This window comes from Parabacteroides sp. AF17-3 (assembly GCF_003635445.1).
Classification (GTDB): domain Bacteria; phylum Bacteroidota; class Bacteroidia; order Bacteroidales; family Tannerellaceae; genus Parabacteroides; species Parabacteroides goldsteinii.
The window spans coordinates 157,823-173,493 of sequence record NZ_QTMM01000005.1; the positions used below are offsets into that span (position 1 = coordinate 157,823).

The 15,671-nt window shown below is 43.2% G+C and carries 12 protein-coding genes; 4 read left to right on the forward strand and 8 right to left on the reverse strand.

Features of this window, described 5'->3' with window-relative positions:
• Window positions 1-3: 3 nt before the first annotated feature.
• Window positions 4-1,296, forward strand: coding sequence for a TolC family protein (locus DWW91_RS08285; protein ID WP_122327443.1), 1,293 nt, complete (start codon window positions 4-6; stop codon window positions 1,294-1,296).
• Window positions 1,297-1,358: 62 nt separating this feature from the next.
• On the opposite strand, the gene DWW91_RS08290 is transcribed toward DWW91_RS08285, so the two are convergent.
• From DWW91_RS08290 to DWW91_RS08300, 3 genes are all read right to left on the reverse strand, one after another.
• Window positions 1,359-3,743, reverse strand: a complete 2,385-nt coding sequence (locus DWW91_RS08290) for a response regulator (protein WP_122327444.1) — start codon at window positions 3,741-3,743, stop codon at window positions 1,359-1,361.
• A 132-nt stretch (window positions 3,744-3,875) separates the two neighbouring features.
• On the reverse strand, window positions 3,876-4,757 hold the full coding sequence (locus DWW91_RS08295) for an AraC family transcriptional regulator (RefSeq protein ID WP_122327445.1): 882 nt from the start codon (window positions 4,755-4,757) through the stop codon (window positions 3,876-3,878).
• Between the two features lie 292 nt (window positions 4,758-5,049).
• Window positions 5,050-5,502, reverse strand: coding sequence for a YhcH/YjgK/YiaL family protein (locus DWW91_RS08300; RefSeq protein WP_046147145.1), 453 nt, complete (start codon window positions 5,500-5,502; stop codon window positions 5,050-5,052).
• A 205-nt stretch (window positions 5,503-5,707) separates the two neighbouring features.
• Between DWW91_RS08300 and DWW91_RS08305 the strand changes: the two genes are divergently transcribed.
• Genes DWW91_RS08305 through DWW91_RS08315 form a run of 3 tightly spaced genes read left to right on the forward strand, consistent with a single transcriptional unit; the run spans window position 5,708 to window position 8,810 of the window.
• Window positions 5,708-7,918, forward strand: a complete 2,211-nt coding sequence (locus DWW91_RS08305; RefSeq protein ID WP_122327446.1) for a cation-translocating P-type ATPase — start codon at window positions 5,708-5,710, stop codon at window positions 7,916-7,918.
• Between the two features lie 19 nt (window positions 7,919-7,937).
• Window positions 7,938-8,144, forward strand: a complete 207-nt coding sequence (locus tag DWW91_RS08310; RefSeq protein WP_122327447.1) for a heavy-metal-associated domain-containing protein — start codon at window positions 7,938-7,940, stop codon at window positions 8,142-8,144.
• Between the two features lie 6 nt (window positions 8,145-8,150).
• Entirely contained in the window at window positions 8,151-8,810 is a 660-nt protein-coding gene (locus tag DWW91_RS08315) for a hemolysin III family protein (protein ID WP_122327448.1), read from the forward strand.
• 76 nt (window positions 8,811-8,886) lie between these two features.
• On the opposite strand, the gene DWW91_RS08320 is transcribed toward DWW91_RS08315, so the two are convergent.
• The 5 genes from DWW91_RS08320 to DWW91_RS08340 all read right to left on the reverse strand — a co-directional run bounded on the left by DWW91_RS08320 (window position 8,887) and on the right by DWW91_RS08340 (window position 15,489).
• On the reverse strand, window positions 8,887-10,206 hold the full coding sequence (locus DWW91_RS08320) for a TldD/PmbA family protein (protein WP_122327449.1): 1,320 nt from the start codon (window positions 10,204-10,206) through the stop codon (window positions 8,887-8,889).
• Between the two features lies 1 nt (window position 10,207).
• Window positions 10,208-11,740: a TldD/PmbA family protein gene (locus DWW91_RS08325; protein ID WP_007656925.1), complete on the reverse strand. Its 1,533-nt coding sequence runs from the start codon at window positions 11,738-11,740 to the stop codon at window positions 10,208-10,210.
• A gap of 6 nt (window positions 11,741-11,746) precedes the next feature.
• Window positions 11,747-12,988 (reverse strand): anaerobic sulfatase-maturation protein, encoded by a 1,242-nt coding sequence (locus DWW91_RS08330; RefSeq protein WP_122327450.1) that lies wholly within the window; start codon window positions 12,986-12,988, stop codon window positions 11,747-11,749.
• A gap of 199 nt (window positions 12,989-13,187) precedes the next feature.
• Entirely contained in the window at window positions 13,188-14,201 is a 1,014-nt protein-coding gene (locus tag DWW91_RS08335) for an N-acetylmuramoyl-L-alanine amidase (protein ID WP_122327451.1), read from the reverse strand.
• Window positions 14,202-14,664: 463 nt separating this feature from the next.
• The gene (locus DWW91_RS08340; RefSeq protein ID WP_122327452.1) at window positions 14,665-15,489 is read right to left on the reverse strand and encodes a hypothetical protein; all 825 of its coding nucleotides are present in this window, start codon (window positions 15,487-15,489) and stop codon (window positions 14,665-14,667) included.
• Window positions 15,490-15,671 lie beyond the last annotated feature (182 nt).

Below are 15,671 nucleotides of genomic sequence, written 5' to 3' on the forward strand. Positions count from 1 at the left end.
AATATGTCTGGAAAAAAGATAATATATGTTTTAGGCAATCTCCTTTGTCTTTTGCTGGTACCGGCTTTATCTGTCGAAGCCCAGCGTAGTTTGACACTGGAAGAATGCAGCCAACTGGCATTGGAGAATAATGCCCGGATGAAGAACGCCCGTTTAGATGTTAAAGGAGCGGAAGAAGTGCGTAAAGAGGCTTTCACGAAATATTTTCCATCTATAAGTGCGACGGGAGGCGCTTTTACCTCTGACAATGGAATGGCAGAGTTGGCACTGGTTCCCGGTCTGTTAGAAATGACAATGGCAAAGAACGGTGTTATGGGAGGAGTAACGGCTGTCCAGCCGGTTTTTGCAGGAGGACAGATACTTAATAATAACAAACTGGCTGCCCTGGCGGTGGAAGTGAGCCGTTATCAGATGAAACAATCGGAGAATGAAGTATTGCTGACTGTCGAACAGTATTACTGGCTGCACGTTTCTTTGCAGGAAAAGAGAAAAACGGTTTCCTTACTGGAAACATTAATCGACAACTTGTATAAGGATGTGGAAGCTTCCGTTCGTGCCGGTGTGGCGAACAGGAATGAACTGTTACAGGTTCAACTGAAAAAGAACAGCATAGCCAGTGACCGGCTGAAAGTAGATAATAATTTACGTTTGTCGAAAATGTTGTTGTCTCAGTATATCGGACTGCCGGAAGATGATTTCACCGTTCAGGCAACTTTGCAGGAGCCTCTGCCTTCGCCGGAGACTTACCGGATAGACTTGATGAGTGCCTTGCCGACGACTGTTGCCTATAAACTGCTTGATAAGAATGTGGAAGCCAGCCGTCTGCAATATAAATTGAAAGTCGGTCAGAACCTGCCGTCGGTAGGAATAGGAGCCGGCTATATGTATCATAATATTCTGGATACCGATCATTCTTTCGGGATGATTTTTGCTACGGTTTCTGTCCCCTTAACCGATTGGTGGGGCGGTTCGCATGCTATCAGGAAGCAGAAGTTGCAATTGAAAGCGGCTGAATATACACGGCAGGATACCAATGAGAAACTTCTTTTGCAGATGCAAAAACTCTGGAATGAATTGGAAGAGGCCTATAAACAGGCAAAGATATCGGAAGAATCGGTAAAAACGGCAGAAGAAAATGTGCGTCTGAGTACAGATTATTATCAGGTAGGGACAGAGACATTGAGCGATTTGCTGAATGCCCAGTCTTTACTACAACAGAGTAGAGACCAATATACGGACGATTATACCAATTACCTGATTAAACGGACGGAATATTTACAGGCAACCGGACGGTAAATAAGAGAGTTGTATTATTAACGTTAGGGAAGCTAAAACCCGGTTAGCTTCCCTAACGTTTTCTATTGTAAATACTTATTGAGGACTCCCATTAGTGCCGCCAGGTCGATGGGCTTTGCCAGATGATAGTTCATTCCAGCTTTGATTGCATTTGTCACATCTTCTGAAAAGGCGTTGGCGGTCATGGCTACAATTGGTATGTTAGGTATATCGGCACGTTTCAGTGAACGTATTTGACGGGTCGCTTCATAGCCATCCATTACCGGCATCTGGATATCCATCAGTATCATCTGATAGAAGCCTTCAGCCGACTGCGAAACGATATTTACTGCATCGAGACCATTTACCGCCGTGTCAATGGATACACCGGTACTTCCGATGATTTCAACGGCAATCTCCCGGTTTAACTCATTGTCTTCCACTAACAAGATGCGTTTGCCGGAATAGTCGGCATCCGACAGTTTGAACTGGCTGACCGGCTCCGGTTGTTCCCCCTCAAAAAGGAAACGTTTCAGAATCTGGAATAATTTTGATTTGTAGAGGGGCTTGGTTATGAAACCATTGGCTTTTGCAGCTTTGGCCTCTGCTTCATATTCTTCAATATCGTATGCGGAAAGAATGATTATCGGAACATCTGTCCCAACAATATTCCTGATTTGCCGTGTTGTTTCTATGCCGTTCATTTCCGGCATTTTCAGGTCAATAATGACAGCAAAGTAGTTGTTTGCTTCTGCATACCGTTTCCGGACGTAGGTTATGGCTTCATTTCCGGAACATACCCAGTCACTTTTTATTCCGATTTCCTGCAAGCAACTGCAAGTACTTTGGCATGCAATCTTATCATCGTCGACAACAAGCACTTCCAATCCGTCTATTCTTATTTTCTCATCCGGAACCTGTTCGCAATGACGTAATGGCATGTTGATTGTAAAGCGGGAACCTTTGCCGTATTCGCTTTCCACTTTAATGTCGCCCCCCATCATCTTTACGATTTTATGACTGATTGCCATCCCGAGTCCGGTCCCCTGTATATTCTTGATACCATTGTCGCTGGCACGTTCGAACGGCAAAAAGATTTTGTCAAGAAATTCGGGTTTCATTCCTCTTCCGTTATCTTCAAAGACAAATTCGTAGTCACCGAACCCATCCCAGGTTACTTTTTCGTTGATGTCTATGGTGATTTGCCCATTTTCCTGTGTATATTTGACTGCATTGGAGAGGATATTCATCAGTACCTGCTTGATGCGTTGTATATCGCCCGTCACATTTTCATGCTTTAACCCTTTTACATGGATATCGAGTGTCTGCTGCTTATTTTTAATTTCAGACTGCATCATGACGACGAGGTCTTGTAGAAGTTCTCCTATGTTGAATTCATCTTCAGACAAAATCAGCCGGCCACTTTCTATCTTCGACATATCCAATACTTCATTAATCAGGCTAAGTAACAATTTGGATGCTCCGTTGATTTTTTCCATACAGTCAAGTAGCCGTTCCCGTTCATCTACATGTGCTTTGGCAATGGCTGTCATTCCAATGATAGCGTTCATGGGAGTTCGGATATCATGACTCATGCGGGCAAGGAAATCTGATTTAGCCTGATTGGCTTTTTCGGCAGAATCGAGTGCCTCTTTTAATTGCTCGGATTGTTCCTGAAGTTTTTTTTGTAATTCGCGTTGTTCGGTAATATCGGTGATATCGATAAATACAATCAGATAGATTGGTTCATCTCCTTCCCAGCCAATACATTCCCCATTCAGTTGTAACCAGGAATCGTTATCGTTCTTGTCTTTCGACTGGATAACAAAATGCACTGGTTTTCCTTTTTGCATAAGTGCTACATGTTCTTTCAGTACTTCCCGGCTTTTTTCGTTCAGACGGGAGAAGGGGGAGAAAAAAGGATATTCTCCTTTACTAACCCCCGCGAACTCCATATATTTATCATTTGCATCCAGCAGTGTAAAACTTCCGTCACGGCCAATCTTGTTCTTTGAGATAAAACCCGGGAGATTTTCGTAAGCGATTGTTTGTTCCTGTTTGGCCTGCATTATATCTTCAATATCGGTCATTACCGTGTAGGATATTGGAATCCCGTCCTGAATCTGGTCGGTGAATGTAGCCGTCAGTTTTGTCCATCTTTCACCTCCTTTTACAGGCATTTTCATAATGGCCTCGTAGCCGTTGGAGTTATTGGCTATTGCTTCATACACTTTCTGTCCCAATATATTCCATGCTTCTTCATGACCTTTAAAATATAAGTCAGGTTGGTTATGGAAAAGATTCTCATACTCTTCCTTCGGATAACCTATCAAATCATAATAGAAATCGTTTGCCCATAAGAGGGTGAAGTGCTCATCCAGTAAATGTTTGCTTACGCTGACTCCCATGAGACTCATCAGCAAACTGTATTCGATATTTGTTCCTGATTGTATGATATTTCTCTCCATAATGTCTTTATTTTAGCACCAATAAATTATGATTTGTATAGCTTTACAAAGTAAAGGCTATCGGAGTGAATATGCGTGATATATTTTTGGGATAATATGTTCTGTTTTTTATTCTTATAAAAAGAAATCATATTAATCAATATCTTTTTGATAATTGGAATATGTATATAGTTTTCCTCTATATTCCTGAGGTGTTATTCCTACATGATGGCGAAAAAATTTATTGAAGAATGATAAATTGGTGAAACCTAACTCCATTGCTATGTTTTTAATTTCCTGGTTTGTTCCTTTCAGTTGTACTTTGGCGTCTATGATTATTATTTGTGTCAGTACTTCAAGGGGAGTTTGCCCGATAGCTTTTTTTATGCAGGTGGAGAAATAGGAGAGTGTCAACCCTAAACGGTCTGCATAGAATGTAACATTACGTTCTGTTGTATAATATTGCAGGGCGAGATTTATAAAATCCTGATAAATCTCTGTATAGCGGTTGAGTTCCTGTTTCTCTAAAAAGTGGTTACTATCGTATAATTCTATAATTCCCTGACTGCACATTGTGAAAATCGCTTTTATCATTTCCTTGTTGTTCGATATATTGGGATAAACGGCGTACTGATATAAAAGCTCATAAAAGCTGGCAATCAGATTCGATATTCTTTGAGAGATAGGAATAACCGGATGTCTGTAAATAATAGATAAACAACTCATTGTACTTCTTAAGAAATTTGCATAACTCATAAAATCAGAAGAAAAAGCTGCAAAATAGATTAGAATGTCATCAGACATTTCATGTACCTGAATATAACTGTTGGGAGTTAGTGTAATTATGTTGGACTTGGTTGTTTTGTATTCTGCCAGATTGATGGTCGAGCAGACATACCCTTCCATGCAAAGAATGAAGACGCCTGCTTTAATCTTACAGGGAACATTCATAAGGTGTTTAAGTTCGTCGGCAGAAACATATTTGCCAACCATAAAATCAGTGGGAGAATCAAGACAGATTATTTGCTCATCCATGCTGTGAGATTTATTTTGAAATCAAATATAGATAATATTTGAAACACAAATGTTATGAGAGAAAAAATAGAACATATAAAACAAAAGATTTGTTTGTTTGCTGCAATTAATCGTTACGGATTAAATTATTGATGGCAGGCTCAATTTCTTGTAAAGGGATTGGATAATCTTAATTTGCTTTGGCGATAAATACTTTTCTGAAATGTAGAGAGAATAAAGAAGCCGGTATTTCCTTATAAGAATGTTACTTTCTCGTTTTAAAGAAGATACCGGCCTTTGTTGTATCAGGCAATTATTCTTCGACTTGTACTTTAACAATCACTTTGCGGATATTTCCTTCTCCGATACCGGGTGCATGGCCGTCTTCCGGAAAATAGATGGCGAACTGCCCGGGATAGATTTTTGTATAGGCAGTCGGGCGGTCAACGAAGAAAGCGATATCTTTCTCTTCGTTATAAGGCACGGAAACTTCCTGCAATTCGCATCCCGGTTTCCAACCGATTTTTTCAACACCTAGAAGGGGAAGCTGGATGTCGATATATTTCTTGTGTGTCTCGATTGCGGCATCGTTTTTATCTTTGCCGGATAAACTGGCTACGCTGACAAACAGGCGGGCGCCGTCCAATTCGTATTTGCCGTCTTCCATTTTGGAGAAGTCAGTAGCTTTTACATAATCAAAAGCTTTTTTAAACAAAGGGTGCAAGCATTCAACCTTTTCTGTGTTATTCAAGGAGTCAAGTATCATAACTGTATTCGTTTTATAAATTCATTCGTTAATTCGTCTGACAAAGGTCGGGTATTCGATTGTTAAATAATAGGACAAATATACCAAATAAAACTATTAAATTCGTACATATCTTAATGAGCGTAATGAAATTCCGCAACTTTGTTGCAACTGATTTATTCGTATCTTTGTTCTACAATAGAATCGGTATAAAATAAACATAATAATGAAAGATGTAGAAAGTAAGGTACTGCCCGTCCTTGAGATGAGTTGTGCGGTTTGTGCCAATAACGTGGAGGGTACCGTCAAAGCACTTCCCGGAGTAGAAGAGGCATCTGTTAATTTTGCAGCGAATACATTATCGGTTACATACCATCCTTCGGTAATCAGTTTACAGAAAATGCAGGAAGCCGTACAGGCTGCCGGATATGATTTGGTGGTTGAGGCCGAAGATCCGCTGGCCGTACAGGAAGAGATGGCGCGTAAACATTATAAGAAACTGAAGCGGAATACAATCGGAGCGTGGATATTATCAGTGCCTTTGGCTTTATTGGGGATGGTGTTTATGCACATGCCCTACGCTAACTGGATAATGATGGTGCTGGCATTGGCTATTATGGTTCTGTTCGGGCGGTCGTTTTATGTGAACGGTGTGCGCCATGCGCTGCAAAAGAGTGCCAATATGGATACTTTGGTGGCCCTCAGTACTTCCATTGCTTTTATATTCAGTTTCTTCAATACGGTTTATCCGCAGTTCTGGATTGAAAAGGGATTGGAGCCGCATGTGTATTATGAAGCCTCGGGGGTGATTATCGCCTTTGTGCTGTTGGGCAAGTTGATGGAGGAGAGGGCGAAGAACAGTACCTCTTCTGCTATTAAAAGCCTGATGGGATTACAGCCTAAAACGGCCCGTCTTGTAACTGACGGAAAAGAGGAGGAAGTTCCTATCTCTTCTTTGAAAAGGGGAAATATTGTAAGTGTTCGTCCCGGTGAGAAAATACCGGTGGACGGAACTTTGCTGCAAGGCTCTTCTTCCGTAGATGAAAGCATGCTGAGCGGGGAACCGATTCCTGTGGAGAAAGTTGCCGGCGACCGGGTTTTGGCCGGAACAATCAACCAAAAAGGTGCTTTTACGATGGAGGCGACCGGAGTCGGGAATGAAACGGTTCTGGCGCAAATCGTCAAGATGGTGCAGGCTGCCCAGGGAAGTAAAGCGCCCGTGCAACGTATAGTTGACAAAATAAGCGGTATATTTGTCCCGGTAGTCGTTCTCCTGTCTATCGTAACGTTTATCTGCTGGATAGTGATTGGCGGTGGGGATTATTTTTCTTATGCCCTTCTTTCAGCTGTTTCAGTATTGGTGATTGCCTGTCCGTGCGCCTTAGGGCTGGCAACTCCGACGGCACTGATGGTCGGGATGGGAAAAGGAGCCGAACGGCATATCCTGATAAAAGATGCTTATGCATTGGAGACTCTTTGTAAAGTCGATACGATTGTACTGGATAAGACGGGGACATTGACGGAAGGGATTCCGGTTGTCGTGGATTCCTGCTGGCTGACAGAATCGAATGTCTGTTATCTGGATATTCTCTATACTGCGGAATTGAAATCGGAGCATCCGCTGGCGTCTGCCATTATCCGTTGGCTGGAAGATTCGGGAGTCTCTACGTGTGAAGCCGGTAATTTTGAAAGCCTTACCGGCCGGGGAATCCGGATGGAAGTCAATGGTGTTACTTACTGGGTTGGAAGCCACGGATTGTTGGAGGTATTCGGTTCGGAGATACCGGATGACACTATGAAGCAGATACGTAAATGGCAGGACAACGGAATAAGCGTCGTTTATTATGGCGAAGGTAACCGTTTGCTAGCTGTACTGGCTATTTCAGACCGCATCAAACCGACATCGGCTGCGGCTGTAAAGACCCTGACGGATATGGGAATAGAAGTGCATTTGTTGACAGGCGATGGCGTGAAGACGGCGGAAAGAGTGGCTGATACTTTAGGTATAAAATATTTTAAGGCCGAAGTGATGCCTGATGATAAGGAAGAATATATCATGGCTCTTCAGAAGTTAGGAAAGAAAGTAGCTATGGTAGGTGACGGCATAAACGACTCGCAGGCACTGGCTCGTGCCGATGTGAGCATTGCGATGGGAAAAGGGACGGATATTGCAATGGATGTAGCGATGGTGACGTTGATAACATCTGATTTGTTATTGTTACCGGAAGCGATCAAGTTGTCGAAACGAACGGTGCGGCTGATTCATCAGAATCTGTTTTGGGCCTTTATTTACAACCTGATAGGAATACCTTTGGCGGCCGGCGTTTTGTTCCCGGTAAACGGGTTGTTATTGAATCCGATGCTGGCAAGTGCGGCGATGGCCTTCAGTTCTGTTTCTGTGGTGCTTAACAGCTTGAGACTGAAATTTATGAAGTAATAGTATAAACAAAAAGATTATGGCAACAATGAAATTTAAAACAAACGCAAAATGCGGCGGCTGTGTGGCTGCTATCGGTGCTAAACTGAATAAGTTGGTGAAGGATGATGAATGGTCTGTCGATCTGAAATCGCCGGATAAGGTTTTGGAAGTAACAGCGGATGTTCCTGCTGATATAATAATTGCAGCAGTAACAGATGCCGGTTTTAAGGCTGAACAATTGTAACCTGCAATGGTCAAGACCAAACAAAGACAAACTTATGGTGAAGAAGTAGCCAATGTGCTGACACACGGTGCAGGAATGATTTTTGGGATAGTTGCTATCGTATTATTACTGATAGCTTCTATCCGTAATGGAAATCCTTGGGCAGTGGGCAGTTCGGTGGTTTATGCGCTTAGCATGACGCTCTCGTATGTCACCTCTACATTTTATCATGCTTCGTCCCATGCGCGGCAAAAGAGATTACTGCGTCGTTTTGACCATAGTGCTATTTATCTACATATTGCAGGTACTTATACGCCTTTTACTTTGGTAGCGCTCCGGCAGGAAGGCTACTGGGGATGGATATTATTTGCAATTGTATGGACTGCTGCCGTTATCGGTGTTTTTCTCAGTTTCAAGAAGATGAAAAAGACCGATCATCTGAAAACTACTTGTTATCTGGCAATGGGCTGGGTGGTTATTATTGCTTTCAAGCCTTTGGTTGATGTCTTTCAACGAACGGATTCAATGGATGTGTTGTACTGGCTGATTGGCGGAGGATTGTTCTATACGGTAGGATGCGTTTTTTATTTTTTCGATACATATAAATATATGCATCCGATGTGGCATTTCTTCGTTCTAGGCGGTAGCGTCTGCCATTTTATTTCGATTTATTTATTGATAAGATAAAAGAAAAGGATATTGCATAAGTGTTTGACAGTTACGGTGTCAGCTGCTTTTGCAATATCCTTTTTCTGAATAAGTATTATAACCCGCTGAAATCAACGCCATCGAAAAGTAATGACGGAATACGCCAGCTGGAGAACAGGCGAGGGTCGTTTCCTACTTCTGTCAGATTATTCCATAAAGCAATCATGTTTCCGGTTGCATTCATTTCTGAAATCGGCTGGGTCAATTTACCTTTTTCGATGAGGAAGCCTTCCACGCCATATGAGAAATCGCCGGTTGTGCTGTTGCAGTTACCTCCGTTGAAACCTGTAACGAGAATACCTTTATCTACTGAAGCGATAAGGCTGTCCGTATCTTTATCGCCCATCTGCATGGTCAGGATGGAGGGGGAGGCAATAGTCGGCTTCACTTTCATCTTGTTGGCTGAATAGGTATCGATATAATAGGTCTTCAATACTCCGTTTTCGAATACGGGCATCCGTTTGGTGGCAACACCTTCACCGTCGAAATAACGGGCGCCGGATGCTTTGATAAGATGCGGCTCGTCTATGAGGGTCAGTTTGTCTCCCAATACTTTCTGGTCGAGCTTATCCAATAAGAAAGAGTTTTTCTGCTGGATGGAAGAACCGTATAAAGCATCGATAACAGGAGATAACAAACGACCGGAATTCATATTGTCGACAATCATGCGATATTTGCCGGAAGCCACTTTCTTTTGTCCCAGCTTGCGGAAAACACGTTCCAATGCCTTCGTACCCAATCCTTCCTTAATCATCGTATCGAAATACAGGGAAGAATCGTACCAGTAAGATTCGGGACGGGCATCGCCTTCGCCACGGATACTGACGCTGGCAACCAAGCTGAAAGAAGAACCACAGGCTTCACCTTCGAAACCATTGCTGGCAACCATATATTTAAAGTCTTTCTCATCGCTGTAAGAAGAGTTGGCAGAAATGATACGGTCGTCTTTTCCCATCATTTCTTCACAGGTCTTCATGGCCAACGATACTTTTTCGTCCGGCTGTATGGAGTCGAATTTCGGGTCAATCAGTTGCAGGTCGGTACCGCCACCTTTGTAGTACAGGGAAGCGTCAGGCAATATACGGGCCTTGTCTTCTGCCAGGTAACGGGTTGAATCGATTCCGTTACGGATAAATTTTTCTAGTTCCTTTTTATCCAAGCGGTTGGTGGAGAAAGAACCGTAACGGCCATCGACAAACAGATGGATAACCAGACTGTTTTCAGAAGCCTGCTGTAAGCGGTCAATCTTCATGTCCCGGATTTCGAATGAACTGCTGGAACCATTATACAGCGTTACCCGTGAGGACTGGCAACCGTTCTTTAATGCGAACTCCATGGCCCATTGGGCCAGTTTCTTATTATCGTTAGTTATCATATCAATTTTCTCCTCCTACAGTAAGTTTACTAACCAGGGCGGATGGCATACCGCAAGTTACCGGACAGGATTGTCCGTCTTTGCCGCATGTCCATGTGCCGTTATCCATCTTATAATTGTTGCCCACCATGGTGATGTCGGCTAAGGCTTTCGGGCCGTTACCGATGATGTTGATATCTTTGATCGGCTGTGTCAGTTTTCCGTCTTCAATCAGATAGCCGTCTTTTACAAAGAATGTAAAGTCGCCTGCACCGATCTGTACCTGCCCGTTGGTAAAGCTGGAGGCATAGATACCTTTCTTTACAGTTGAAATCATCTCTTCTTCCGTCACGTTTCCGGCCTCCATATAAGTGGCACGCATACGGGGGATAGGCATCTGGCGGAATGACTCGCGACGTCCGTTGCCTGTAGAAGGGATACCATAATGTTTCGCACTGATGCGGTCGTGCAGATAACTCGTCAGGATACCTTCTTTCACGATATATGTCTTTTGTCCTTCCACACCTTCGTCGTCGATATTCACGGAACCACGGTTGAACGGGATTGTACCGTCGTCAACCACATTGATGTGTTCGTTGCAGACTTTCTTATTCAGCTGGTCGGAGAAAATGGACGTGTTCTTGCGGTTGAAGTCGGCTTCAAACGCATGTCCGATGGCTTCGTGCAACAGGATACCTGAACCACCGGCACCCATCACGACAGGCATTTCGCCGCCTTTAGGTTTCACGGCCTGGAAGAGGATAGAAGTTTTTTCTACCGCCTCTTTTGCTACTTCGGCTATGATTTCGTCGGTCAGGAACTCGGCACCCATACGGAATGCGCGGGAAGCGTAAGAGTTTTCAATCTTACCGTTGTCTTCCATGATGCAGACGGCACCCAGGGTTACCATCGGACGATAGTCGTAATATGTCTGTCCTTCTGAATTACAGAAAAAGATGTGCGACGTTGTATCTCCGAGAGAAGCCATTACCTTATGGACACGTTTGTCGAGTGCAAAAATCTGGTCGTTCAGTTTTTGCAGGTAAGGCGTTTTCTGGTTGACGGCAATCTCGTCCCAAGGAGTTTGCACACCGTAGTAATTATTGATAATCGGTTCTTCAGTCAGTTTGGCCGGTCCTTTTCCTGCAGCGCCGTTAGCGATACGGGCAGCCGTACGGGCGGCTGTCAGCATCTCGTCGAGCGAGATATTTTCAACGTAGGCATAACCTGTCTGGTCTCCGGACAAGACGCGTACGCCCATTCCGAAATCTATGTTTGAAGAGGCGCGGTTTACCGCACCGTCTTGTAAACCGATGTTGTTTCGATAAGAATGTTCGAAGAAGAGGTCTGCATAATCTCCTCCTTTTTCCAGTGCTGCGTTCAGCACTTTTTTCATATCGCTTTCGCTTAAACCGAAATGGTTTAACGCAAACGAGATACCGGCAGCTTTATCAGCAGTACTACCGGCACAACCTTCTAAAAAAGAAGGAACTGCCAGTGAACCAAGCATAACCATACCTCCTGTTTTAATAAAATCACGTCTGTTGTATTTCATATTGTTTTATAAAATCTCTCTGTTTTCTTTTGCCCATTGCATCACGTTTGCGGGCGGACGCTGAGCCAATAATTCTTTTTTCATAAAATCCATATAGGGCGCTACGTGCCTGAAATATTTTTTGTAGCCTTTGCACAGATAGTTTAATCCCGGTTCGCCGCTGGCTGTATGCAGGAAGCGGTTTTTGGGACATTCTCCGTTGCAGGCAAAGAGGTATTCACATTCTTTGCATTGCACCGGCAACTTGTCGTATTTATCAGCTCCGAACTTTAACTGGTTCTGGCTGTACATCATTTCCGTTAGTGTCTGCGTGTAGATGTTGCCCAGTTTGTATTCGGGGAATACAAAGTGGTCGCACGCATAAAGGTCGCCATTGAATTCCATCACGCCGGCATGTCCGCATGTCCGGGCCAGGGTGCATACGCCCGGCTGTTCTCCGACCCAGTTTGCCAGTGTGGCATCGAATAACTGGATATAGTAATTTCCCACATCTTCTTTCAGCCATTCATCAAAGATGGCACAAAGGAAATCACCCCATTTTTCGGAATCGACGGAGAAGGGGGCCAATTTTATATGGGCGTCCTGTTGTTCCGGCGAAGTCAGCGTTGTCCCGTCCGTGTGTTGTCCCAACCGTTCCACGATAGGGGCGAACTGGATATAATGACAATCTATTTCTTTGAAAAAGTTATAAAAATCAAGCGGATAATCGACATTGTAATCGTTTACGACTGCCATCGCATTGTATTCTACCTGATGTTTTTTCAGCAACTCGATTCCCTTCATCACTTTGTAGAAGGAGGGAAGGCCCTGGCGGTTCCGGCGGTATTCGTCGTGAAATTCCTGCGGACCGTCGATTGATATTCCAACCAGAAAGTTGTTTTCTTTGAAGAAACGGCACCAGTCGTCTGTCAGCAACGTCCCGTTTGTCTGGATGCAGTTGTCTATCTGCCTTCCACGGCCGTATTTCTGTTGAAGTTCGAGTGCTTTTTTGTAGAAACTTATCGGACGCATCAGTGTTTCGCCGCCGTGCCAGGTGAAGAGTACCTGAGGCATTGTCTGGCATTCCAGATAATCTTTGATGAATTTTTCCAGCAGTTGCTCGCTCATGATGTGATTCTTTACTTCCGGATACAATTTCCCTTTTTCCAGGTAATAACAGTACTCGCAGGCCAGGTTACAAACCGAACCTACCGGTTTCAACATCACATAAACGGGTTTTGCAAAAGGAGATATGTAAGAATTATTCATGGTGTTTTAAAACGATTCAACAATAATCTCACAAAGGTATATATTTTTATGGAATAACGGTTGTTCTTAAGGGGTAATAATTAGAAAAAATTGAGCTGTCCGATTATCGACCGGCTTATTTTCGAAAGAATGTTTGTATATATGTTTTGTCATTAAAACACCTATGTTTCAACAACGGTTGTCATATACCGTCTCCCGTTTATTTCAGTTTTTTTCTGTAACGTTTGTAATCGGTTATGAAACCTTCGCAGAGCCAGTTTGCTAAAGCCTGGCGGTTGTCGCTGAGAATGAAACGTTTCTGGTCGAAGCTATTTTGTATGTTGCCGAGTTCGACAAAAACGGAGGGAGGCGTTGTTTTTCTTAAAACATACAATCCGCGCTGGCCGACTGTCCCAGTGAATCCGCGGCCGGGCTGATGTCTGTTGTATTTGTGCTCGAAAGTCGATTTCATTGTCTTTGACAGGTGTTTGCTTTCCGAATTTTTGTCTTGATAATAGAAGAAAACATCAGTCTGGTGACTTTTACTGCGGCTGTCGATATGCATGAAGATGGCGCGTTTGTATACTTCTTTGTCTTTCTTGAATAAAGAGTTGATTTTATCGCACCGCTGTTCAAGACGGCGGAACTGGTTAAACGGTATCGGGTCACCCATGCAGGTTTCGCGTTTGCTGTTTTTCAGGAATTTGTCGTTGCGGATACCGTCTTTGGCATCCTGGATGATGATGTGCACTTTGGCGCCCCGCATCAACAGGTTGCGGGCCAGGCGGAGCATGACGTCGTAAGCATATTCGTCTTCGTGAAGTTCTACATTGCCCATTTTACCGATGGCTCCGGGGTCGGGACCGCCATGTCCGCTCACCAGATAAAAGCAGCAGCCTTTCAACTCGGAGGATGTGACTTTGTATTCGGCCATTTCCTTGCCGAATAAGGGCTCGTAATTAGGTTTCCTTGCCACGGTAGCCGCTGCCCCCTTTAATGGCGGCAATTGGTATTTAACGCCCATTTTCAGGCTATTCCCATTACCGAGTTTAGTCTTGTTCAGTTTTACGAACTCATCATGATACTCTTTTCCGACACGATTATGGCGTTTCAGAAAAAGGGTGATGCCTTCTCCCTTTTTGGGAAATGCTTTCTCTTGGGCAAAGAGAGTGCCGTTGAAAATAAAGAGTGCAACGAATACAGATAGTACGAGCGTTATTTTTTTTGTAAACATGTTTTCCGGTTATAATGCGGTAAAGATAGGAAAAGCTGCTAAATAACAGAAATATCGGGAAAGAAAAAAAGACATTCGATTTTTTCCGCTCTCGCGCACGTGTTGTTGCTGTTGTTGTTACTTTACTATTCTTTACTTTACTTTGTGTACTTAAAGTCCGTTTTTGGGGAGTTTCAGACTCGGAAACTAGGGTTTCGGGAGAATTAACTATTGTTAAATTGATGCTATACTAATAATATACAGCGTGTTGAGTCTTTTTTTGTAAAAATGCCATTTTATATGTAAAATAAGTCATAATCATCTCTTCGCGTATTTTCTTCTCTATAATATATTTTCCTCCTAAAACAGGAAGAACGCCACATCCGGGAGAAAATAAATTTTCATCCGAATGAAATCGAAATTTCACCCGGGAGAAATTAAAAATGGATTCGAATGGGATTTTTACCTGTCAAATGTTATTGTATTATTTTGTTTTTATATATCCCAACTTCGTATAACGGATATTCCGGGAAGTATAATGCTTGATTACTTTGGCCGAACGGATATGCATGATTTCTCCCGCCTGATAAGCATGGTCGGCATTACTTAACTTACCGCTTTCCAGGCTACGGTCGGATGCCCGGATGGTGAAGAAAAACAGATTGCCGGATTCATCAGAAGCAACAATTTTCTGGTCGACGTAGAAATGGGTGGTTCCCCGGACTGAACGGGTTTTGTACGGATTGTCTTCCACCTTGACCCGCCGGACTGAAAGATGCAAATCGTTTAATTTCTCATCTATCGTTCCGATAAAACGGCTGACAGGCACTTTGTGCATGCGGGAAGTGTTCAGGTCCTGATATACCCATGAATAGGTCGCTGCCAGTTCCTTGAAACGTCTTTCGCTTTGTACGCGTGCTTCATATTTGTTGGCAATCCAGGTGACATATTTAGGGTCGATGGCGGCCACTTCAAACAGATGATAACTACGATATTTGCCAAAAGAGACAATGTCGTCGGCATTATGTGAGATGGATTCCAGTCTCATTTTAACCGTCAGCCTGGCGAAAGAGTTGGCTGTCGTTTTCATCGCTTTTTCCACTGAATTAATAGCGTTCACATCCAGTGTGGAGAGAAAAACATTCGGATGAAATTCCGCTGCCGGGTTGTAGAACCAAAGTGTGTAATAAGCCGTTTTTTCATTCGGCAAAAGTATGAAATACACACCTTTATCTGTGTTTCTGCCTTCGTTAAACGTATTCAGTTTATCCAGGACAAATTGCTCAATATAACCTGAAATATTATCCATAACTCATCCTCCTCATATTCTTCCCTAACAAATATAGGAAAAAGGAACGAGTTTTCCTAATAAAAGTCCGGTTAATACAGGTTATTTCTCCTTTTATGCTGGAAAACAGCCGGATATATATGGTGACTTCAACAACTTCTTCATTTATTTATCTGTTATAAAATAGGAGTGAATACCACTAA

Bases quoted from the DNA above. Each gene is read 5' to 3' on its own strand.
- DWW91_RS08285 (WP_122327443.1), top strand. From the start codon at position 4: ATGTCTGGAAAAAAGATAATATATGTTTTAGGCAATCTCCTTTGTCTT.
- DWW91_RS08290 (WP_122327444.1), bottom strand. From the start codon at position 3,743: ATGGAGAGAAATATCATACAATCAGGAACAAATATCGAATACAGTTTG.
- DWW91_RS08295 (WP_122327445.1), bottom strand. From the start codon at position 4,757: ATGGATGAGCAAATAATCTGTCTTGATTCTCCCACTGATTTTATGGTT.
- DWW91_RS08300 (WP_046147145.1), bottom strand. From the start codon at position 5,502: ATGATACTTGACTCCTTGAATAACACAGAAAAGGTTGAATGCTTGCAC.
- DWW91_RS08305 (WP_122327446.1), top strand. From the start codon at position 5,708: ATGAAAGATGTAGAAAGTAAGGTACTGCCCGTCCTTGAGATGAGTTGT.
- DWW91_RS08310 (WP_122327447.1), top strand. From the start codon at position 7,938: ATGGCAACAATGAAATTTAAAACAAACGCAAAATGCGGCGGCTGTGTG.
- DWW91_RS08315 (WP_122327448.1), top strand. From the start codon at position 8,151: ATGGTCAAGACCAAACAAAGACAAACTTATGGTGAAGAAGTAGCCAAT.
- DWW91_RS08320 (WP_122327449.1), bottom strand. From the start codon at position 10,206: ATGATAACTAACGATAATAAGAAACTGGCCCAATGGGCCATGGAGTTC.
- DWW91_RS08325 (WP_007656925.1), bottom strand. From the start codon at position 11,740: ATGAAATACAACAGACGTGATTTTATTAAAACAGGAGGTATGGTTATG.
- DWW91_RS08330 (WP_122327450.1), bottom strand. From the start codon at position 12,988: ATGAATAATTCTTACATATCTCCTTTTGCAAAACCCGTTTATGTGATG.
- DWW91_RS08335 (WP_122327451.1), bottom strand. From the start codon at position 14,201: ATGTTTACAAAAAAAATAACGCTCGTACTATCTGTATTCGTTGCACTC.
- DWW91_RS08340 (WP_122327452.1), bottom strand. From the start codon at position 15,489: ATGGATAATATTTCAGGTTATATTGAGCAATTTGTCCTGGATAAACTG.